The following is a 21,480-nucleotide window of genomic DNA, read 5'->3' as shown; positions in this document are numbered from 1 at the left end:
CATGCCCAAGCGTACAGATATCAAGAGCATTCTCATCATCGGCGCCGGCCCGATCGTCATTGGCCAGGCCTGCGAGTTCGATTATTCCGGCGCGCAAGCCTGCAAGTCGCTGCGCGAGGAGGGCTACAAGGTCATCCTGGTCAATTCCAATCCGGCGACGATCATGACCGACCCGGAAATGGCCGATATCACCTACATCGAGCCGATCACCTGGAAAGTGGTCGAGAAGATCATTGAAAAGGAGCGCCCCGACGCGCTGCTGCCGACCATGGGCGGCCAGACGGCGCTCAATTGCGCGCTCGATCTGGCCAAATACGGCGTGCTCGAAAAGTTCGGCGTCGAAATGATCGGCGCCACCAGGGAGGCCATCGACAAGGCCGAGGATCGCCTCAAGTTCAAGGCGGCAATGACCCGGATCGGTCTCGCTTCGGCACGTTCGGCCGCCGCACACTCGATGGAAGAAGCGCAGCAGGTGCAGGCCATGATCGGCTTTCCGGCGATCATCCGTCCGTCGTTCACGATGGGCGGTTCGGGTGGCGGCATTGCCTACAACCAGGAAGAATTCGTCGACATCTGCAAGCGTGGTCTCGAAGTCAGCCCGACCAGTGAACTGCTGATCGAGGAGTCGCTGATCGGCTGGAAAGAGTTCGAAATGGAGGTAGTTCGCGACAAGGCGGACAACTGCATCATCGTCTGTTCGATCGAGAACCTCGACCCGATGGGCGTACACACCGGCGACTCGATCACCGTGGCTCCAGCCCAGACTCTGACCGACAAGGAATACCAGATTATGCGCGATGCCTCGATCGCCATACTGCGCGAGATCGGGGTGGATACCGGTGGTTCCAACGTGCAATTCGCGATCTGTCCGGATGACGGTCGCATGATAGTCATCGAAATGAACCCGCGCGTTTCGCGCTCGTCGGCACTGGCCTCTAAGGCGACCGGGTTTCCGATTGCCAAGGTGGCAGCCAAGCTGGCCGTGGGGTTAACGCTTGATGAACTGGCCAACGAAATTACCGGCGGCAAAACGCCGGCTTCTTTCGAGCCCTCGATTGACTACGTCGTGACCAAGGTGCCGCGCTTTGCCTTTGAAAAATTCCCGACTGCCGATTCACACCTGACCACGCAGATGAAGTCGGTTGGCGAAGTGATGGCCATTGGGCGCACCTTCCAGGAGTCTTTCCAGAAGGCCTTGCGTGGCCTTGAAGTGGGCGTTGATGGAATGAACCAACGCACCACTGACCGCGAGGAGCTTGAGCGCGAACTCGGCGAACCCGGCCCCGAGCGCATCTGGTACGTTGGCGACGCTTTCGAGAATGGCTTTACGCTGGACGAAGTGCATAAGCTGACGCATATCGATCCCTGGTTCCTCGCCCAGATCGAGGATATTGTCAGGATCGAGATGAAGCTCGATGACATGTCATTTGACGAGATCGATGCAGTGACCCTGCGTGAACTCAAGCGCAAGGGGTTTTCAGACCGTCGGCTGGCCAAGTTGATGAAGACGGGCGAAACCGATGTGCGTAGGCGTCGGCACGCTTTGGGTATCCGTCCCGTCTATAAGCGGGTCGATACCTGTGCCGCCGAGTTCTCGACCAGTACCGCGTATATGTACTCGACCTATGAGGACGAGTGCGAGTCGAATCCGGGCGACCGGAAGAAAATCATGGTTCTCGGTGGCGGTCCGAATCGCATTGGTCAGGGCATCGAGTTCGATTACTGTTGCGTGCATGCGGCACTCGCGCTGCGTGAAGACGGTTACGAGACGATCATGGTCAACTGCAATCCGGAAACCGTATCCACCGACTACGACACCTCGGATCGCCTCTACTTCGAACCGCTGACCCTTGAAGACGTGCTCGAGATCGTCGCCATTGAAAAGCCGGTGGGCGTCATTGTGCAGTTCGGTGGCCAGACGCCGCTCAAACTGGCGCGCGACCTTGAGGCGAATGGGGTGCCGATCATCGGTACCAGTCCGGACATGATCGACGCGGCCGAAGATCGCGAACGTTTCCAGAAACTTCTGCAGGAACTTGGCCTCAGGCAGCCGCCAAACCGTACGGCGCGAACCGAGCCCGATGCCTTGCGCCTGGCAGCCGAAATCGGCTACCCGCTGGTCGTTCGTCCCTCCTACGTTCTGGGCGGCCGTGCCATGGAAATCGTCCATGATCCTCGCGACCTGGAGCGCTACATGCGCGAAGCGGTAAAGGTCTCGAACGATTCGCCGGTGTTGCTTGATCGTTTCCTTAACGATGCCGTTGAAGTCGACGTCGACGCTTTGTCCGATGGCGATGAAGTCATCATCGGCGGTGTCATGGAACATATCGAACAGGCCGGCGTGCATTCGGGTGACTCGGCCTGCTCGCTGCCGCCCTATTCGCTGTCGGCAGAAGTACAGGATGAACTGCGTCGGCAGACCAAGCTGATGGCCAGAGCGCTCAATGTGTGCGGCCTGATGAACGTGCAGTTTGCCATCCAGCACGACGTCGTCTATGTGCTGGAAGTGAATCCGCGTGCCTCGCGCACGGTACCCTTCGTTTCCAAGGCGACGGGCTTGCAGTTGGCGAAGATCGCCGCACGTTGCATGGCCGGGCAGTCGCTCGCCAGCCAGGGCGTGACCAGGGAAATCATTCCGCTTTATTTCTCGGTCAAGGAAGCCGTTTTCCCGTTCAACAAGTTCCCGGGAATTGATACGATTCTAGGTCCGGAGATGAAGTCGACCGGTGAAGTGATGGGTGTCGGCAAGACTTTCGAGGAAGCTTTCGTTAAAAGCCAGATGGCGGCCAATGTCAAACTTCCTGATTCCGGCAAGGTCTTCATCAGCGTTAAGGAGTCGGACAAGAACAAGGTCGTCGAGATTGCCCGTGATTTGCATGCGGTAGGATTCAGTATTCTGGCTACGCGCGGCACAGCATCGACAATTGCGGCAGCGGGTATTCCAGTGCAGGCCGTCAACAAGGTGACCGAAGGACGTCCGCACGTTGTCGACATGATCAAGAACAACGAGATTTCCCTGATCATCAATACGGTCGACGAGAAACGCCAGGCGATCAACGATTCCCGCTCGATACGGACGTCCGGACTTGCGGCGCGCGTGACGATGTACACCACGGTATGGGGCGCCGAAGCCGCAGCCGTTGGCATAAAGAACCGCGGTGAGCTTGAGGTCTACTCGATCCAGGCTTTGCACGCACAACTGAGTTGAACAGTCCTCGTGCCGCCGGTGACGCCATTCAGGGCGCCGGCGGTTTTGCTTTGCCAGCGAACCACGTGAGTAAAGACCATGAGCAAAGTACCTCTGACCGTTAACGGCGCCGAGAAACTACGTGCCGAACTGCATCAACTGAAAACGGTTGAGCGGCCAAGCGTGATCGCGGCCATCGCCGAAGCGCGCTCACATGGCGATCTTTCGGAGAATGCCGAATATGATGCGGCCAAGGAACGTCAGGGTTTCGTCGAAGGCCGCATCAAGGATGTCGAAGGCAAACTGTCCAATGCCCAGATCATTGACCCCAAACTGCTCGATGCCGACGGACGCTGTGTTTTCGGGGCGACACTGGATCTTGAGGATCAGGATACCGGAACCCAGGTCAGCTATCAGATTGTTGGCGAGGATGAAGCCGACATAAAGGCCGGAAAAATTTCGGTCAATTCGCCGATCGCCCGGGCATTGATCGGTAAATTTGCTGGCGATATTGCGCAGGTGCAGGCTCCGGGCGGGCTGCGCCAATACGAAGTGCTCGACGTTCGATACGAGTAGGTGACGCAACGTGCGACGTTTTTCCGAAGCGCTTTACCTGATAACGCTGTCGCTATGGGTCGGCGGCTTGTGGGCGATCGGCTATCTCGTCGCCCCCGTTCTTTTCGCCACGCTGGCCGACCGTCAACTGGCCGGCATGCTGGCCGGCAAGCTGTTCGCGCTGATCGGCTGGGTTGGTCTGGCCAGTGCGGCCTACCTGTTGCTTTTCATGCTGATTCGCCTTGGTCGCAGCGCCTTGAAACGCGGAGTTTTCTGGCTGCTTGTGGTGATGTTGGTACTGACAGTGCTCAGCCAGTTCGGTATCCAGCCCTTGCTTGCGCAAATCAAGGCCGACGCTTTGCCGCGCGAAGTGATGGAGAGTGTGCTGCGTGATCGCTTTGCTACCTGGCACGGTGTTTCGAGCATTCTCTATCTGGTGCAGAGTGTGCTCGGTTTGCTACTGGTGGTCGGTGCCGGCCGCGGGCTGAAATAGGCGAAATTCTGCCCGTGCCTGGCATGGCCGTACGCTTCAATTGCTCGAGTTGCCCTGAAAGCTGCGCTTGCTGCGCCGTGGTGCTGCGCGGCGGCGAGGAGATTTCGGTGCCATGGCGGCAGGTGACGGGCGCCAGACGACGAGGAGCTTCCCGATATGCTGTACCGCTGCGGCACTGAGTTGTTCGCAGATGATCGCCAGATACTTTTCGCGCTCTGCCCGATCATCGTTGAAGACGCGGATTTTGATCAGTTCATGGCTGTCCAGATTGGTGCCGATCTCTTGCAGCACCGAATCGGATAGCCCGTTCTGACTGATGGTGACGACTGGATTCAGGGCGTGGGCACGAGCCCGCAGGGCACGTCGTTGGTCAGCGCTAATATCGAGCATTCAGTAAACCCTGGCAAAGAACGCATTTTACCGAGTTTTAAGCGATGAAACGAAGCAGAACGAGTAATGCGTGGTTGCGCGAACACGTCAATGACCCCTACGTGCAGCGCGCCAGGGCCGAAGGTTATCGATCACGCGCTTCCTTCAAACTGATGGAAATCGACGAGCGGGATCGACTGATTCGCCAGGGCGAGGTCGTCGTTGACCTTGGGGCGACTCCCGGCGGCTGGTCGCAAGTGGCCGCCAGGCGGATGCAGGGCAAGGGTCGGGTCATCGCGCTGGACCTTCTGGAAATGGAATCTTTGCAGGGCGTTGACTTCATTCTCGGCGATTTCCGTGAGCCTGAGGTACTGCTGCGTCTGGAAACGATGCTGGCGGGTGACAAAGTGGGGCTTGTACTTTCCGATATGGCCCCCAATATGTCAGGTATTCTCCTCTCCGATCAGGCCAGAGTGATGCATCTGGCCGAGTTGGGGCTCGAATTCTCCCGGAACTGGCTGAAACCTGACGGTGCTTTTCTGGTCAAAGTTTTTCAGGGCTATGGTTATGAAGACTTTGTACGTGAAATGAAACGGGTCTTCAAATCGGTTTCTTCACGCAAGCCGGATGCTTCGCGCGATCGAAGTGCCGAGTTGTACCTGCTGGGCAAGGGCTTAAAGGCCTGATTTTCCTTTTGAATGGCTTCGGTTTGTACTGCCTGAATCGCTTCAGAAGGTTTAGAATGAAATTTTTTCGCAATACATATACCTTCAGGAGCCCCCTGATGAGCAACGAGGAAGAGGTACAGCATTGAATAACATGTTCAAGAATATGGCGGTGTGGCTGGTCATCGGTCTGGTTTTGATGACGGTTTTCAACCAGTTCAATACCCGTCAGGTCGCTCAGTCCTCGATGGAGTACTCCCAGTTCATGGAAGAGGTCGCACAGGGTTCCATAACCAAGGTGGTGATCGAGGGGCGTGTGCTCAAGGCCACCACCAGCGACGGGCGCAAGCTGACCTCCTACGCACCGCCCGATCTGTGGATGGTATCCGATCTGCTCAAGCATGGCGTCAAGGTTGAAGCCAAACCGGAAGAGGAACAGTCCTTCCTGATGAGTATCTTCGTCAGTTGGTTCCCGATGTTGCTGCTGATCGGCGTCTGGGTGTTCTTCATGCGCCAGATGCAGGGCGGTGGCCGCGGTGGCGCGTTCTCGTTCGGCAAGAGCAAGGCGCGACTGCTCGACGAGTCGACCAACAGCATCACCTTCGCCGATGTGGCCGGTTGCGACGAAGCCAAGGAAGAAGTTTCCGAACTGGTCGATTTTCTGCGCGACCCGTCCAAATTCCAGAAGCTGGGTGGGCGTATCCCTAAAGGCGTACTGCTCGTCGGCAATCCGGGTACCGGTAAAACATTGCTTGCCAAGGCGATTGCCGGCGAAGCCAAGGTGCCATTCTTTTCGATATCCGGTTCCGATTTTGTTGAAATGTTCGTCGGCGTCGGCGCGGCGCGGGTGCGCGACATGTTCGAGAACGCCAAGAAGCACGCACCGTGCATCATCTTTATTGACGAACTCGATGCCGTCGGTCGCCAGCGCGGAGCCGGACTGGGTGGCGGCAACGACGAGCGCGAGCAGACCTTGAACCAGATGCTGGTCGAAATGGACGGCTTTGAGGCGAGTGTCGGTGTGATCGTGATTGCGGCAACCAACCGTCCGGACGTCCTTGATCCGGCGCTCATGCGTCCGGGTCGTTTTGACCGTCAGGTGGTCGTGCCGTTGCCGGATATCCGTGGCCGAGAACAGATCCTTGTCGTGCATATGCGCAAGGTGCCGCTGTCGCCCGACGTCAAGGCAGACATCCTGGCGCGCGGAACACCAGGAATGTCGGGTGCCGATCTGGCCAACCTGGTCAATGAAGCGGCCTTGTTTGCTGCACGCGCCAGCAAGCGTCTGGTGGATATGGACGACTTCGAGAAAGCCAAGGACAAGATCCTGATGGGTGCCGAGCGTCGCAGCATGGTGATGAACGAGGATGAGCGACGTAATACGGCGTATCACGAGTCGGGCCACGCCGTGGTCGCCAAACTGATGCCCAAGTCCGATCCGGTGCACAAGGTGACGATCATCCCGCGCGGTCGTGCGCTGGGGCTGACCATGCAATTGCCGGAAGAGGACCGCTACGCGTATGACCGGGTCTATCTGATGAGCCGTATCGCCGTCCTGTTCGGTGGCCGCATTGCCGAAGAGCTGTTCATGAACCAGATGACGACCGGCGCTTCAAACGATTTCGAGCGCGCCACGCAAATGGCACGCGATATGGTCACCCGCTACGGCATGTCCGATGCGCTCGGCCCGATGGTCTATGGCGAGAACGAAGGCGAGGTTTTTCTCGGGCGTTCGGTGACCACGCACAAGAACATGTCGGAAACGACGATGCGGAAGGTCGACGCCGAAATCCGTCGCATCATCGACGAGCAGTACGCATTGGCGCGCAAGGTACTCGAAGAAAACCGCGACAAGGTCGAAGCGATGACGGCTGCGCTGCTCGAACTGGAAACGATAGACTCCGACCAGATCAACGACATCATGGAAGGCAAGCCGCCCCGACCACCGAAACCGCCACAAGCCAGGGCGACGAATCCTGCCGATACGCCGCCACCGGATGCGGCGCCGAGTGCAACCGCACCGGCTTGAGCCGAATCATTCAATACAGACCGGGGGAAGTTTCCCCCGGTTTTTTTATGATGGGTTCCTATGCTTCGTTGCGGAAAATTTGCACTGTCCCTTGATCGTCCGCTGGTCATGGGCATCGTTAACCTGACGACGGATTCCTTCTCCGGCGACGGGCTGGCGGCGGATAGTGAGCAAGCCATTGCGTACGCCCGCCGTCAAATCGAGGCCGGTGCCGATCTTATTGACATTGGGGCCGAATCATCGCGCCCTGGCGCCATTCCAGCCACGCTCGATGAAGAACTCGCTCGCCTGCTGCCGGTACTGGATGCCTTGGCAGACTGCGGCGTGCCGATTTCGGTCGATACCTACAAGCCCGACGTGATGAGTGCGGCCATCGCGCATGGCGCATCGATGGTCAATGACATCTACGCGCTACGCATGCCCGGTGCGCTGGAGGCCGTCGCCGGAAGTGATTGCGCGGTATGTCTGATGCACATGCAGGGCGAGCCGCTGACCATGCAGCACAGTCCTAGCTATGCTGATGTGCTCGGCGAGGTGCGTGAGTTTCTTGGCCAGCGCGTCGCCACGGTAGTTGCCGGAGGCATTGCATCTGATCGACTGGTGCTCGATCCAGGTTTCTGTTTTGGCAAGACGCTAGAACACAACCTGCAATTGCTTCGTCATTTCGATACGCTGGCAATTGACGGATTGCCGCTAATGGCCGGTATTTCGCGCAAGTCGATGCTCGGCGTCATCACCGGTCGAGCAGTCGAACAGCGCCTGTCAGCCAGCTTGGCTGCCGCCTTGCTGGCACTGCAGCGCGGCGCACGCCTGCTGCGTGTGCATGATGTTCTCGAAACACGTGACGCGTTGGCGGTCTGGCAGGCGGTTGGTTCGGGATGACTTTCTACGGCGACTCATTCTTCAAGCCGGATCGTCTCTTGTAACAATGCTGTAATAATTTCGGGCAAGACAGGCAGTATGGAATTCTGCTAACCTTTGCCGTTGGCTGCAAGGCGTGGAAACCTTGGCTTTGTTGGTCACGGCAACATCAGGAAGATACCCAAGAGAGAACCCCGAATGTCAACGGAAATCGAGCTGAAATTACGCGTATCGCCCTCCCAGGCTGGACTCCTGCAAGCCCACCCGGCGCTGGCCGGAAACAAGCCGCAGAAGTATCGGCTGCTCAATACCTACTATGACACGCCGGAGATGGATCTGCGCCAGCGCGGCATCGCCCTGCGTTTGCGGCGCAAGGGCTGGGCCGTCTGGCTGATGACTGTCAAATGCGGTGCTTCCGGTGCCGGTGGTCTGGCGCAGCGCAGCGAGTGGGAAGCGCCAACGCAGCCGGGAGTATTCGATTTTGACCTCATTACCGATGCCGGTTTGCGCGAGTTTCTTGAGTCTTGTCATTCCCGGCTGCAACCCGTTTTTTCGACCGATTTCACGCGTACGGCATGGGTTGTCAAGCGTTCAGGTTCGCTGGTCGAACTGGCGCTTGACCGGGGCAGGATCAACGCCATAGCCGTTACGACTGGCGCAGCTCCGGTCAGCAAACCGCTGTGCGAACTGGAGCTGGAACTGCTCGAGGGCGAATCGCCCGATGCCCTCTTTGAACTGGCCATCGCGCTGGCTACCGACCTGCATCTTCACCCGGAGATGGCCAGCAAGGCGGAACGCGGCTACGCGCTGGCCGACCTGGATCTGGCCAAACCGGTCAAGGCCTTTACCTCTCCGGTCAATAAGGGCATGTCGCCGGTCGATGCGTTTCGATCGATAGCGTTGTCCTGCCTCATGCAGCTTCAAGGCAACGAAGGTGGGGCCATCGCGGGAAAAAACCCGGAATACGTGCATCAGGCCAGAGTCGCCATCCGCCGCTTGCGCTCGGCTTTCAGACTGTTTTCACCGGTGCTTGGCGTCCGTTTTGTCGAGGTTTATTCACCACGCTGGCGGGAGATGGCGGGGGGGCTCGGCAGTGCGCGCGACTGGGATGTGTTTCTGATGGAGACCCTGGCTCCGCTGGAAGAGGCCTTTCCAGGGGATCCCGATCTGGCGGTTTTGAGAGCCAGAGGCGAGGCCACCAAGGCCAGGGCACAGGCATCGGCAGGCATTACCTTGAAGCAGAAGGAATACAGCCAGCTCCTGCTGGCCTTTTCAGCCGCACTGTTCAGAGTCGAACCGCCAACGATCGAAGCTCAGCACAAGTCATCAGCCTTGAGTCTGCGCAAGTTCGCCGCGCGTCGGCTGCAGAAACGGGCACAGATGATTGAAGGGCTGGTCAGCCAACACGCCAGGATGAATGCCGAACGTCGACATGAATTACGCATCGCCTTCAAGAAGCTGCGTTATGCGCTCGAATTTTTTACGCCGATTCTGCCGCGCAAGCGTCTGACAGCTTATCAGGCTTCCCTCGCATCGATTCAGGATCTACTCGGTACGCTCAACGATCAGGTCACGGCTTCACGTCTGATCAAGGAAGTGCATCCGAAAGGCGAGCCGGATCCGCTGACGCGAGGCTGGATTGCCGGTCGAACCCAGCTTCTTGTCATGGCCTTGAATGAAGAACTGCGCGGTTTCCTGACCAATAAAAAACCCTGGCAGTAACAGGCTGGCTGGACCGCACGACGAGCGATGCGGCGCGAGGCGCTGTCCATCAGGCTTGCACGGCAAGCAATGCTGGAATGGCCTGTTGACGAGTGTTGCGGGTCGGTTTTTTTGATGCGATATTTGGCATTAAAAATTCGATTTGATGTCGTTGATCGATGTTTTCTGATCGCAGCCCATATTTTATTTATCGACAATTCGGGAAGAGTGTGTTTCGGATCACCGCCCCATGCTTCACGCATCATCGATGGCTTGAGTTGTTTTGCATAGCATTAGCGCTAGCGCCAGAGGTTTAAGTACAATGTCGGGCTTTGACGCCAAACCATTCCGGTACGGCGGGGGAGAGAACAAGTGACAAGAAGATATTTTGGTACCGATGGCATTCGCGGCCGGGTGGGGCAGTCCCCGATTACGCCGGATTTCGTGATGCACCTCGGCTATGCGGCGGGCAAGGTGCTGGTTGCCGACGAGTCGGCCAGGGGTAAGCACAAGGCCGGCGAGCGCCCGGCGGTATTGATCGGCAAGGACACGCGGATCTCCGGTTATATGCTGGAGGCTGCGCTGGAAGCCGGTTTTTCGGCAGCGGGGGTCGATGTCTGCCTGGTCGGGCCGATGCCGACACCAGCCGTTGCCTACCTGACACGAGCGCTTCGCCTGCAGGCCGGGATTGTCATTTCGGCTTCGCACAATCCCTTCTACGATAACGGCATCAAGTTTTTTTCCGGGCATGGCACCAAGCTGGAGGATGCGCTGGAAGCGAAGATCGAGGCCGGGATCGATGAGCCGTTAGTCTGCGTGCAATCGGCAGAACTCGGCCGTGCACGCCGGATCGATGATGCGGCCGGTCGTTACATAGAGTTTTGCAAAAGCACCTTCCCGAACGATCTCGACCTGCGCGGACTGAAGATCGTTGTCGATTGCGCCCACGGCGCGGCCTACCACATTGCGCCGCATGTCTTTCACGAGTTGGGTGCCGAGGTGGTCGCCATCGGCGCCGAGCCCAATGGCCTGAATATCAACAAGGACGTTGGGGCGACGGCGCCTTCGACGTTGAGCAAGGCGGTTCTGGCGCACCAGGCTGATCTGGGCATTGCCCTAGACGGTGACGCGGATCGCGTGATGATGGTCGATGCCGCCGGCCGCGTCTATGACGGCGATCAATTGCTACTGGCGCTGGTCCGTAGCCGTCTGCGGCAAGGCCCGGTGACTGGTGTTGCGGGAACGTTGATGACCAACCTGGCCTTTGAACACGCGCTGGCCGGATTGAACGTGCCTTTTGCCCGGGCCGACGTCGGCGACCGTTACGTGCTGGAAATGTTGCGTGAGAAGGGCTGGTTGTTCGGGGGTGAAAACTCGGGACATATCCTCTGTCTCGACAAACACAGCACCGGTGACGGAATCGTTTCGGCCTTGCAGGTGCTCACGGCGTTGCGCGAGGAGGGAGGCGATCTCGTTTCCCTGCTGGGACAGTTGACGCTGTATCCGCAGTTATTGATCAATGTGCCTCTGGTCAAGGGTTTTCCATGGCAAGATCATCCGCTGATTCGCGCCGTTTTGCAGGAAGTGGAATCGGCGCTGCAGGGTCAAGGCCGGGTGCTGCTGCGCGCCTCGGGAACCGAGCCGCTTTTGCGCGTCATGGTCGAAGGTCAGGATGCGGATAAAGTACGGGCCGCGGCAGAAAAACTCGCAGCGGCAGTGCGTGAAGCAGTAAAATCGTGATGTAACAGAGTTGTAACATTCCCCGGTTAAACTTGTCGCCGTTCGCTGTTTTAGTCATGTCTACCCAAGGAGAATGTTGCATGAAGATCACAAATTACGCCGCTGCGGCGGCTTTGGTTCTATCCGGTGTTTCTGCCTCCGGGCTGGTTCACGCGGATGTACTGGTCAAGGTTGATGGCTCGTCAACGGTTTATCCGATTACCGAAGCGGTTGCCGAGGATTTTCAGAAGTCCAAGAAGAACGCCATCAAGGTGACGGTTGGAATTTCCGGTACCGGCGGCGGCTTCAAGAAGTTCTGTCGTGGCGAGACCGATATTTCAAACGCTTCGCGCCCCATCCTCAAGAAGGAAATTGACGATTGCAAGGCGGCAGGTATTGAATACATGGAACTTCCGGTGGCCTACGATGCGCTGACTGTGGTTGTCAATCCGAAAAATGACTGGATCAAGTCGCTGACCGTCGCCGAACTCAAAACTATGTGGGAGCCTGGCGCGCAGGGCAAGATCACCAACTGGAAGCAGGTTAATCCGGCCTGGCCGGATCGTCCGCTGAAGCTGTTCGGTGCCGGCGCCGATTCGGGTACCTTCGATTATTTCACCGAAGCCATCAACGGCAAGTCGAAGGCCAGCCGCGGCGACTTCACCGCCTCGGAGGACGACAATGTCCTGGTTCAGGGCGTGGCTCGCGATGTCGGTGCCCTTGGCTTCTTCGGTTTTGCCTACTACGAGGAAAACAAGGACAAACTGAGGGCGGTGCCGATTGTCGATAAGGAAGGCAAGCCGGCGGTTGCCCCGTCAATCAAGACGGTAATTGACGGTAGCTACCAGCCGCTGGCTCGACCGATCTTCATTTACGTCAATGCCAAGTCGGCCGACAAGCCTGAAGTCAAGGAGTTCGTAGAGTACTACATGAAAAACGCCGAGAAGCTGACCAAGGAAGTCAAGTATGTTCCCTTGCCTGCCAAGGCCTATGACTACAACCTGGGTCACTTTGCCAAGCGCGACAAGGGAACCAAGTTTGGCGGCGAGAACAAGGTTGGTATCACCATCGAGGAATTGATGAAGCTGGAAGCCAAGTAACAAGACTCCCTGAATACATCCCCCGGCCTGACCGGGGGCTTTCAATGCCTCAAGCAGGCTATTCCTGGGGGTTTTGCCGGTGAATTCATACGCTATTACTGCCGAAAGTCTTGACCTTATGCCGCAACCGAGTGATCGACTGAAAAAAGACTTTTCCCGCCATTTCAAGGAACGGGTGATCGAGGCGATCCTTTTTCTCGCGGCGTTTCTTTCGGTTTTTACCACGACAGCGATTGTCTACATTCTGGTCAAAGAGTCCTGGATTTTCTTTCAACACGTTCCGCTGACCGATTTCCTTTTCGATACGCAGTGGACACCACTTTTTGATGATGCCCACTACGGCATCATGGTACTGCTCTCCGGAACCATTACCAGTTCGATGGTGGCCTTGCTGGTGGCGATTCCCCTGGGGACCATCATCGCCATTTACCTCTCCGAGTTTGCACCCTTCAGCATTCGGGAGATTGCCAAGCCATTCCTTGAGTTGCTTGGCGGTATTCCAACGATCATTTACGGCTACTTTGCCTTGCTGTTCGTGACCCCCTTGCTGCAAAAAGTGTTCCCTGAATTGCCCGGTTTCAATCTGCTTTCTGCCGGTATGGTCATGGGAGTCATGATCATACCTTATGTTGCGTCGCTCTCCGAGGATGCCATGCGCGCTGTCCCCATGGCGCTGCGTGAAGGGTCTTACGCCACCGGAGCCACCCGCCTGCAGACCGCCTTGCGGGTTGTCGTGCCAGCGGCCACCTCGGGGATCGCCGCAGCGTACATTCTCGGCATCTCGCGGGCAGTCGGCGAGACGATGATTCTTGCGGTAGCGGCCGGTATGCAGCCGAATCTGACCTTCAACCCGGCGGAGCCCGGTGCAACGATCACTTCCTTCATCGTTCAGGTGGCGCTGGGTGACCTGCCGCACGGCAGCATCGGATATCAGACGATCTTTGCTGCCGGTTTGACGCTGATGCTGCTGACGCTGGTATTCAACCTGATCGGCTTTTACATGCGCAAGAAGTATCGCGAGGTGTACTGAAATGAATCAACAGGAATTGCAGGCTCTGCGCACGATGATCGTTGCGCACAAGCGCTGGGACATGATGTTTGGTCTGCTCGGTATCCTGGCGCTGATGATCGCTCTGATGACCTTCACCGCGCTGTTCGCCGATATGGCAATCAATGGACTGGGTCGAATCAGTTGGGAATTTCTGACTTCCTTTCCCTCGCGGCGTGCCGCCAACGCGGGGATACTCTCGGCCTGGGTGGGCTCGGTGCTGGTAATGCTGGTGACCGCAGTTGCTGCCGTACCTTTAGGGGTGGCGGCTGGCGTTTACCTCGAAGAATATGCTCGAAAGAACTGGGTGACCGACATCATCGAGATCAATGTCAGCAATCTGGCTGGTGTTCCATCGATAATATATGGTTTGCTGGCGCTCGGCCTGTTTGTTTATACCTTCGGCCTCGGGCAAAGCATCCTGACTGCCGGCCTGACCCTGGCGTTGCTGATTTTACCGGTTGTCATTGTCGCCACCCGCGAAGCGATCCGCTCGATTCCCCAGATCATCCGGGAGGGCGCCTATGCCTGTGGAGCGACCACCTGGCAGGTGGTCAGCGACCATATCGTTCCTTATTCCAGCGCCGGCATTCTGACCGGTGTGATCATCGGCATGGCGCGGGCCATTGGTGAAACCGCACCGATCATTACCGTGGGCGCTCTGACCTTCATTGCCTTCCTGCCTCCGGCACCCTTTACGGGAGAACCGCCGGCTGGAGTGTTTGACTGGCTATTTGCCCCCTTTACCGTGATGCCGATCCAGATGTTCAACTGGACTTCGCGACCGGAGGCGGCCTTTCTCGCCAATGCGGCGGCGGCCGGCTTCATTCTTGTTCTGATGACATTGGCCATGAACGGACTGGCCATCTGGTTGCGCTACCGATTGCGCAAGAATATCAATTGGTAGGGATGCCTGGGTAAAATTTTATGATTGAAATCAACATGCAAGAGACGCAATTGCCGCTCAAGGCGGAAGCCCGGAACCTGAGTTTTTTTTACGGCAGTTTTCAGGCGCTCAAGAACGTCAACATGCCGATCTACGAGAAAAGGGTGACCTCCCTGATCGGGCCTTCGGGCTGCGGAAAATCGACTTATTTGCGCTGCTTCAACCGCATGCACGATCTGTATCCGGGTAATCGTTATGAGGGAGCGATCGATTTCCACCCCGACCATACCGACCTGCTATCGCCAAAGGTCGATCCGATCGAGGTGCGCATGCGCATCAGCATGGTCTTTCAGAAACCCAATCCGTTTCCGAAATCGATTTATGAGAACGTTGCCTACGGCTTGCGTGTGCGCGGTGAAAGCGCTCGTTCGGTGATCGACGACAAGGTCGAGGCGGCGCTGCGCAGCGCCGCACTGTGGGGAGAGGTCAAGGATCGTCTGAATGAACAGGGCGCCAATCTGTCGGGGGGGCAGCAGCAACGCCTGTGCATCGCCCGTGCTTTGGCGACTGATCCGGAATTGATGTTGTTCGACGAACCGACCTCGGCACTCGACCCGATCGCCACGGCCAGTATTGAGGAACTCATCACCGAGTTGAAGGAGAAGGTGACGATTCTGATCGTGACGCACAACATGCAACAGGCTGCCCGGATTTCGGACTATACCGCGTACATGTATATCGGCGAGATGGTCGAGTTTGGCGAAACCGATCAGGTTTTCATCAAGCCCAACAAGAAGGAGACCGAGGATTATATTACCGGTCGTTTTGGTTAGCCTGAAACGGCGGATTGCCTTGTATTTCCTGCTCTGGCGGCCGCTTTCCAGCGGCCGCTTTTTTATGCTTCCGGAAAAGCGCTTAGTGTCTTTTTATTGACCTGAAGGGCTCTGTCTGACTATAATCCTCCCTTTTTCTTGGGGGTGTACAATGCGTCAAAAGCTCGTAGCGGGTAATTGGAAGATGCACGGTGGGCTCAAGACCAACCTGCAATTGCTTCAGGACGTTGTAGCCGGTGTAGCCCAATTGCGTGGAATGTCGGCGGCAGTTTGCGTCCCCTTCCCCTATCTGGCTCAGGCGCAGTCCGCGTTGACCGGAACATCTGTCGCCTGGGGTGCGCAAAATATGAGCGAGCAGGCACAGGGTGCCTTCACCGGCGAAGTCAGTGCGGCAATGCTGAAGGATTTTTCCTGTCGTTATGTGCTGGTCGGGCACTCCGAACGTCGTGCTATCTATGGTGAGTCCGATACCCTGGTTGCCGAAAAGTTTGCAGCTGCGCTGGCCGCCGGTTTATGTCCGGTTCTTTGTGTCGGTGAAACGCTGGAGCAGCGTGAAGCCGGGCAGACCGTCGCCGTGGTTTCGGCGCAAATGGATGCTGTTCTGAAGCGCACTGGTGTGGCCGCGTTCTCCGGCGCTGTTGTTGCCTATGAGCCGGTTTGGGCCATTGGTACCGGTCGTACGGCGACCTCCGAGCAGGCGCAGGAAGTGCATGCCGCCATACGCGCACAGATTGCCCGTGCCGATGCCAAGGTGGCCGAAGGTCTGCAAATTCTCTACGGTGGCAGTGTCAAGCCGTCCAATGCGGTCGAACTGTTCGGCATGCCTGATATCGATGGTGGTCTGATCGGTGGTGCGTCTTTGGTTGCGGCTGACTTTCTGGCGATTTGTCGCGCAGCGGCTCAATAACAACATGGACTATCTGTTTTCTACAGTTCTGGTGATTCACATTCTGGCGGCGATCAGCGTCATCGGTCTGGTGCTGGTGCAACACGGCAAGGGTGCTGACATGGGCGCGGCTTTCGGTAGTGGTGCCTCGGGCAGCCTGTTCGGAGCGACGGGGTCTGCCAACTTCCTGAGCCGCTCCACCGCAGTGCTGGCCGCCGTGTTTTTCGTAACCAGCCTTTCACTGGCCTATATAGCCTCCCACAAGCCAAAAACGACTGGTAGTGTGATGCAGGATGCGGTAAAATCCGAGGCTGTTTCGGTGCCCGCTCCGGCGGCGGCTGACAAGGCTGGAATCCCCGTGGATTCTGGCTCGAAGTCAAAAGATATTCCGAAGTAGAGTGACTGCAGCAAAGCGGCGAGGGGTGCTTCCCCTCGTAGTTGTACCTCGCCGTCTGACTATAGCTGTGCCGACGTGGTGAAATTGGTAGACACGCTATCTTGAGGGGGTAGTGACTTAGGTCGTATGAGTTCGAGTCTCATCGTCGGCACCAAGTGGAGTTGTCCAATGCGGGTGACTCCGGTCTGAATGTAAGCGATAGCGTGGCGGATCATGCTGGAAAACTATTTCCCGGTTTTTATCTTCATCCTGATTGGTATCGTATTTGGTATTGCGCCGGTCATCACCGGTCTGCTGGTCGCTCCCCATCGTCCCGATAGCGAAAAGCTCTCTCCGTACGAGTGCGGTTTCGAAGCTTTCGAGGATGCGCGCATGAAATTCGATGTGCGCTACTACCTGATCGCCATCCTGTTTATCCTGTTTGATCTCGAAGTAGCCTTCCTTGTACCGTGGGCGACGATCTTCAAGGAGATCGTCCACACCGAATCGGTCAAGTGGTTCGGCTTTGTCGAGATGCTGGTTTTTATCATCATTCTGGTCGTTGGCTATGCCTATGCCTGGGCCAAGGGCGCACTGGATTGGGAGTGAACGATGGCTATTGATGGCATTCTCCAGGAAGGCTTTGTTACAACGACAGCCGACAAGCTGATCAACTACATGCGCACCGGTTCAATGTGGCCGATGTCCTTCGGTCTGGCCTGTTGTGCGATCGAAATGATCCATGCCGGTTGCTCACGTTACGATCTGGACCGCTTCGGTATCGTATTTCGCCCCAGTCCGCGCCAGTCTGATGTGATGATCGTTGCCGGAACGCTGACCAACAAGATGGCTCCGGCCATGCGCAAGGTCTATGACCAGATGGCCGAGCCGCGCTGGGTGATTTCCATGGGCTCCTGTGCCAATGGCGGGGGGTATTACCACTATTCCTATTCGGTAGTCCGTGGCTGTGACCGCATCGTTCCTGTCGATATCTATGTTCCCGGTTGCCCGCCAACTGCTGAGGCGCTGATTTATGGCCTGATCCAGTTGCAGAACAAGATCCGCCGTACCAGCACCATCGCCCGATAAACCAACCGAGAATGCATCATGTCCGCCAAGCTTGAAATGCTTAGCCAGAATCTGCAAAAACATCTCGGCGATCGAATCGGGTCGCTACAGCTTGCCCTGGGTGAAATCACTATTGACGTCGACGTGGCTGATTATCCCGGCGTAATGACTATGCTGCGCGATGAGCCGGAGTTGCGATTCGAGGAGTTGATGGACCTGTGCGGAGTCGATTACTCCACCTATGGAAATGGCGAGTGGGCCGGCAAGCGTTTTGCCGCCGTCAGCCACCTGATATCGGTTACGCACAACTGGCGTGTCCGTGTTCGCTGTTTCGCACCGGATGATGATTTTCCCTCGATTCCTTCAATCGTTTCGATCTGGAATTCGGTGAACTGGTTCGAGCGTGAAGCCTTCGACCTTTACGGGATTGTTTTTCCCGGGCATGCCGACCTGCGCCGGATTCTGACCGACTATGGCTTCATCGGGCATCCCTTCCGCAAGGATTTTCCGATTTCCGGATATGTCGAGATGCGCTACGACCCTGATCAGAAACGCGTGATTTATCAGCCGGTGAGCATCGAGCCGCGTGAGGTCACGCCGCGAATTGTTCGTGAAGAGAGCTACGGGGACGTGGAAAATGCCTGATATCCAGAACTACACGCTCAACTTCGGACCGCAACATCCTGCCGCGCACGGTGTGTTGCGCATGGTGCTCGAGCTTGACGGCGAAGTCGTGATGCGTGCTGACCCGCACATCGGATTGCTGCATCGCGCGACAGAAAAACTGGCGGAAACCAAAACCTGGGTGCAGTCGGTTCCTTACATGGATCGACTCGATTACATGTCGATGATGTGCAACGAGCACGCCTACTGCATGGCGATCGAAAGACTGCTCGCAATCGAGGTGCCGATTCGCGCTCAGTACATCCGCGTGATGTTCGACGAGGTAACGCGCATTCTGAATCACTTGTTGTGGATTGGTGCGCATGGACTTGATGTCGGTGCGATGACCATGGTCCTTTACGCTTTCCGTGAGCGTGAGGATCTGGTCGACTGTTATGAAGCTGTTTCCGGCGCCCGCATGCATGCCGCTTACTATCGTCCGGGGGGCGTCTATCGTGATCTGCCGGACAGCATGCCGCAGTATCGCGAGTCGAAATGGAAGAGTGCAACAGAGGTCAAGAAGATCAATGAGGTGCGCAGCGGTTCTTTGCTCGATTTTCTTGGGGATTTTGTCAGCCGTTTTCCGAAAATCCTCGACGAATACGAAACCCTGCTGACCGATAACCGTATCTGGAAGCAGCGACTGGTTGATGTCGGCATCGTCTCTCCCGAGCGTGCCATGCAACTGGGTTTTACCGGACCGATGCTGCGCGGTTCGGGCATCGCCTGGGATCTGCGCAAGAAGCAGTCTTACGAGGTTTATGACCGACTCGATTTCGATATTCCAGTCGGCGTGACCGGTGACTGCTATGACCGCTACCTCGTTCGGGTCGAGGAAATGCGCCAGTCGAATCGCATCATCAAACAGTGTATCGACTGGTTGCGTGTCAATCCGGGTCCGGTGATCACCGATAACTACAAGGTCGCGTCGCCTCCGCGTGCGAACATGAAGTCGAACATGGAGGAACTGATCCACCACTTCAAGTTGTGCACCGAGGGTATTCACGTGCCCGAAGGTCAGGTGTACTCAGCCGTCGAACACCCCAAAGGCGAGTTTGGGATCTACGCGATTTCGGATGGCGCCAACAAGCCTTACCGCCTGAAAATCCGTTCGCCGGGTTACGTCCATCTGTCGGCCATGAACGAGCTGACACGTGGCCACATGATTGCCGACGTGGTAACGATGGTCGGCACAATTGACATCGTTTTTGGCGAGATTGACCGCTGATGCTGACTACAGAATCATTGAAGAGAATTGATCGAGAGATCGCCAAGTATCCGGTTGAGCAGAAACAGTCGGCGGTTATGGCGGCGCTGGCGATTGCCCAGGAAGAGCAGGGCTGGCTGTCAAGCGAGGCTATCGAGTTTGTCGCCAACTACCTTGGCATGGCACCGATTGCCGCCTACGAAGTGGCCAGTTTCTACAACATGTATAACCTGAAGCCGGTTGGCAAATACAAACTGACGGTCTGTACCAATCTTCCGTGCATGCTGTCCGGCGGTGTCGATGCCGGCGAGTACCTGAAGAAAAAACTGGGTGTCGGTTACAACGAGACGACACCTGACGGCAGGATAACGCTCAAGGAAGGCGAGTGCATGGGGGCGTGCGGTGATGCCCCGGTGATGCTGGTCAATAACCATCGCATGTGCAGCTGGATGTACCCTGAGCAAATCGATAAACTGCTGGCGGAGCTCGAATAATGGCGATCCTCGGCGCACTCAATCCGATGCTCACCGTTGGGCTCGATGGCAACAATGATCGTGACTGGCGGCTGGACGCCTACGTCAAGCGCGGTGGTTATTCGGCCCTGAAACGAATTCTCTCCAAAAAAATGCCGCAGGATCAGGTGATCAACGAGGTCAAGAAATCCGTCCTGCGCGGTCGCGGTGGCGCCGGCTTTCCGACCGGACTGAAATGGAGCTTCATGCCGCGTGCCTTTCCGGGCGACAAGTACGTCGTCTGTAATTCCGACGAGGGCGAACCGGGAACCTTCAAGGATCGGGACATCCTGCTCTTCAATCCGCATTCGGTCATCGAAGGGATGGCCATCGCCGCCTATGCCATGGGCGCGGCGCGCGGTTATAACTACATCCATGGTGAAATCTGGGAAGTTTACACTCGTTTTGAGGAAGCGCTGGACGAGGCCATTGCGGCCGGCCTGCTCGGCAAGAACATTCTCGGTTCCGGCTTCGATTTCGAGCTTTTTGCCCACCCCGGTTACGGCGCCTATATCTGCGGCGAAGAAACCGCACTCCTCGAGTCGATTGAGGGCAAGAAGGGACAACCGCGCTTCAAGCCACCATTTCCGGCCAGCTTCGGTCTTTACGGCAAGCCGACAACGATCAACAACACCGAAACTTTCGGCGCCGTCCCCTTCATCATGAATATCGGCGGCGAGGCCTATCTGGAAGCCGGACTGGCCAATAACGGCGGCACCAAACTGTTTTCGGTTTCCGGCCATGTCAACCGGCCGGGCAATTACGAAATTCCGCTCGGAACGCCTTTTTCGACGCTGCTCGAAATGGCCGGCGGCATGCGTGGCGGGCGCAAGCTGAAGGGCTGCATACCGGGCGGTTCATCCTCCCCGGTGGTGCCTGGCGCCACCATGATGGACTGCACGATGGACTACGACTCGATCAGCAAGGCGGGTTCGATGCTCGGTTCCGGGGCAGTCATCGTCATGGATGAGACAACCTGCATGGTGAAAGCGCTCGAACGCCTTTCCTTCTTTTACTACGAAGAGTCCTGCGGGCAATGTACGCCGTGCCGCGAAGGCACCAACTGGTTGTACAAGATTGTCCACCGCATCGAGAACGGGCAGGGACGTCCGGATGACCTCGACCTGCTCGGCAGTGTGACCACCAACATCATGGGACGCACCATTTGCGCGCTTGGCGATGCCGCTTCGATGCCGGTGCAGAGCTTCGTCAAGCATTTCCGTGACGAGTTTGCGTACCACATCGAACACAAGAAGTGCCTGGTTCCGCCTGATGTTCAGCGCGCTGGCAGTGGCTTCTTCAAGGCAACGGTCTAAGGTAGC

Annotated in this window: 21 protein-coding genes and 1 tRNA gene; 21 read left to right on the top strand and 1 reads right to left on the bottom strand. The window is 57.1% G+C overall.

All coding sequences use genetic code 11. The annotated features are described in order from the left end of the window. The first annotated feature begins 1 nt into the window (after nucleotide 1). The 3 genes from carB (at nucleotide 2) to JNM42_RS01395 (ending at nucleotide 4,235) form a co-directional block, all read left to right on the top strand. A complete protein-coding gene (gene carB / locus JNM42_RS01405; RefSeq protein WP_294265025.1) occupies nucleotides 2-3,208 on the top strand; it encodes a carbamoyl-phosphate synthase large subunit in 3,207 nt (1,068 codons plus the stop codon). A gap of 78 nt (nucleotides 3,209-3,286) precedes the next feature. Then, the gene (gene greA / locus JNM42_RS01400; RefSeq protein ID WP_294265022.1) at nucleotides 3,287-3,763 is read left to right on the top strand and encodes a transcription elongation factor GreA; all 477 of its coding nucleotides are present in this window, start codon (nucleotides 3,287-3,289) and stop codon (nucleotides 3,761-3,763) included. Nucleotides 3,764-3,773: 10 nt separating this feature from the next. Further along, on the top strand, nucleotides 3,774-4,235 hold the full coding sequence (locus tag JNM42_RS01395) for a DUF4149 domain-containing protein (RefSeq protein ID WP_294265019.1): 462 nt from the start codon (nucleotides 3,774-3,776) through the stop codon (nucleotides 4,233-4,235). 36 nt (nucleotides 4,236-4,271) lie between these two features. On the opposite strand, the gene JNM42_RS01390 is transcribed toward JNM42_RS01395, so the two are convergent. Then, nucleotides 4,272-4,625 carry a YhbY family RNA-binding protein gene (locus JNM42_RS01390; RefSeq protein ID WP_294265017.1) on the bottom strand — a complete coding sequence of 118 codons (354 nt, stop codon included), beginning with the start codon at nucleotides 4,623-4,625 and terminating at the stop codon, nucleotides 4,272-4,274. A 44-nt stretch (nucleotides 4,626-4,669) separates the two neighbouring features. Here JNM42_RS01390 and JNM42_RS01385 point away from each other — a divergent pair, with 44 nt between their 5' ends. The 18 genes from JNM42_RS01385 to nuoF all read left to right on the top strand — a co-directional run bounded on the left by JNM42_RS01385 (nucleotide 4,670) and on the right by nuoF (nucleotide 21,474). Then, nucleotides 4,670-5,290, top strand: a complete 621-nt coding sequence (locus JNM42_RS01385) for an SAM-dependent methyltransferase (protein ID WP_294265012.1) — start codon at nucleotides 4,670-4,672, stop codon at nucleotides 5,288-5,290. 124 nt (nucleotides 5,291-5,414) lie between these two features. Next, entirely contained in the window at nucleotides 5,415-7,298 is a 1,884-nt protein-coding gene (gene ftsH / locus JNM42_RS01380) for an ATP-dependent zinc metalloprotease FtsH (RefSeq protein WP_294265009.1), read from the top strand. A 60-nt stretch (nucleotides 7,299-7,358) separates the two neighbouring features. After that, the gene (gene folP / locus JNM42_RS01375) at nucleotides 7,359-8,180 is read left to right on the top strand and encodes a dihydropteroate synthase (protein WP_294265006.1); all 822 of its coding nucleotides are present in this window, start codon (nucleotides 7,359-7,361) and stop codon (nucleotides 8,178-8,180) included. 177 nt (nucleotides 8,181-8,357) lie between these two features. Continuing rightward, a complete protein-coding gene (locus tag JNM42_RS01370) occupies nucleotides 8,358-9,881 on the top strand; it encodes a CYTH and CHAD domain-containing protein (protein WP_294265003.1) in 1,524 nt (507 codons plus the stop codon). A gap of 351 nt (nucleotides 9,882-10,232) precedes the next feature. Beyond that, nucleotides 10,233-11,600, top strand: coding sequence for a phosphoglucosamine mutase (glmM, locus tag JNM42_RS01365; protein WP_294265001.1), 1,368 nt, complete (start codon nucleotides 10,233-10,235; stop codon nucleotides 11,598-11,600). 80 nt (nucleotides 11,601-11,680) lie between these two features. After that, on the top strand, nucleotides 11,681-12,679 hold the full coding sequence (locus tag JNM42_RS01360) for a PstS family phosphate ABC transporter substrate-binding protein (RefSeq protein ID WP_294264998.1): 999 nt from the start codon (nucleotides 11,681-11,683) through the stop codon (nucleotides 12,677-12,679). 118 nt (nucleotides 12,680-12,797) lie between these two features. Beyond that, nucleotides 12,798-13,709: a phosphate ABC transporter permease subunit PstC gene (pstC, locus tag JNM42_RS01355; RefSeq protein WP_294265067.1), complete on the top strand. Its 912-nt coding sequence runs from the start codon at nucleotides 12,798-12,800 to the stop codon at nucleotides 13,707-13,709. Nucleotide 13,710: 1 nt separating this feature from the next. Continuing rightward, a complete protein-coding gene (gene pstA / locus JNM42_RS01350) occupies nucleotides 13,711-14,634 on the top strand; it encodes a phosphate ABC transporter permease PstA (protein WP_294264995.1) in 924 nt (307 codons plus the stop codon). A gap of 35 nt (nucleotides 14,635-14,669) precedes the next feature. After that, a complete protein-coding gene (gene pstB, locus JNM42_RS01345; RefSeq protein ID WP_294264993.1) occupies nucleotides 14,670-15,446 on the top strand; it encodes a phosphate ABC transporter ATP-binding protein PstB in 777 nt (258 codons plus the stop codon). Nucleotides 15,447-15,597: 151 nt separating this feature from the next. Beyond that, complete coding sequence (gene tpiA / locus JNM42_RS01340) at nucleotides 15,598-16,353, top strand: triose-phosphate isomerase (protein WP_294264990.1); 756 nt, start codon at nucleotides 15,598-15,600, stop codon at nucleotides 16,351-16,353. A 4-nt stretch (nucleotides 16,354-16,357) separates the two neighbouring features. Beyond that, nucleotides 16,358-16,729 carry a preprotein translocase subunit SecG gene (gene secG / locus JNM42_RS01335; RefSeq protein ID WP_294264988.1) on the top strand — a complete coding sequence of 124 codons (372 nt, stop codon included), beginning with the start codon at nucleotides 16,358-16,360 and terminating at the stop codon, nucleotides 16,727-16,729. 69 nt (nucleotides 16,730-16,798) lie between these two features. Continuing rightward, nucleotides 16,799-16,883 (top strand) — tRNA-Leu (locus JNM42_RS01330). 59 nt (nucleotides 16,884-16,942) lie between these two features. Next, nucleotides 16,943-17,317, top strand: coding sequence for an NADH-quinone oxidoreductase subunit A (locus JNM42_RS01325; protein ID WP_294264984.1), 375 nt, complete (start codon nucleotides 16,943-16,945; stop codon nucleotides 17,315-17,317). 3 nt (nucleotides 17,318-17,320) lie between these two features. Continuing rightward, a complete protein-coding gene (locus JNM42_RS01320) occupies nucleotides 17,321-17,797 on the top strand; it encodes an NADH-quinone oxidoreductase subunit B (RefSeq protein ID WP_294264982.1) in 477 nt (158 codons plus the stop codon). 18 nt (nucleotides 17,798-17,815) lie between these two features. Continuing rightward, nucleotides 17,816-18,421, top strand: a complete 606-nt coding sequence (locus JNM42_RS01315) for an NADH-quinone oxidoreductase subunit C (RefSeq protein WP_294264979.1) — start codon at nucleotides 17,816-17,818, stop codon at nucleotides 18,419-18,421. Then, nucleotides 18,414-19,667 (top strand): NADH-quinone oxidoreductase subunit D, encoded by a 1,254-nt coding sequence (locus tag JNM42_RS01310; RefSeq protein WP_294264976.1) that lies wholly within the window; start codon nucleotides 18,414-18,416, stop codon nucleotides 19,665-19,667. The genes JNM42_RS01315 and JNM42_RS01310 overlap by 8 nt, the downstream gene beginning before the upstream one ends. Next, nucleotides 19,667-20,140, top strand: coding sequence for an NADH-quinone oxidoreductase subunit NuoE (nuoE, locus tag JNM42_RS01305; RefSeq protein ID WP_294264974.1), 474 nt, complete (start codon nucleotides 19,667-19,669; stop codon nucleotides 20,138-20,140). The genes JNM42_RS01310 and nuoE overlap by 1 nt, the downstream gene beginning before the upstream one ends. A 26-nt stretch (nucleotides 20,141-20,166) precedes the next feature. Next, a complete protein-coding gene (gene nuoF, locus JNM42_RS01300) occupies nucleotides 20,167-21,474 on the top strand; it encodes an NADH-quinone oxidoreductase subunit NuoF (protein WP_294265064.1) in 1,308 nt (435 codons plus the stop codon). The last annotated feature ends 6 nt before the right edge of the window (nucleotides 21,475-21,480 follow it).

This window comes from Propionivibrio sp., assembly GCF_016790145.1.
Taxonomy (GTDB): Bacteria; Pseudomonadota; Gammaproteobacteria; order Burkholderiales; family Rhodocyclaceae; genus Propionivibrio.
The sequence above is the reverse complement of the archived record's forward strand: the minus strand, read 5'-3'. Positions and strand labels throughout refer to the sequence as shown.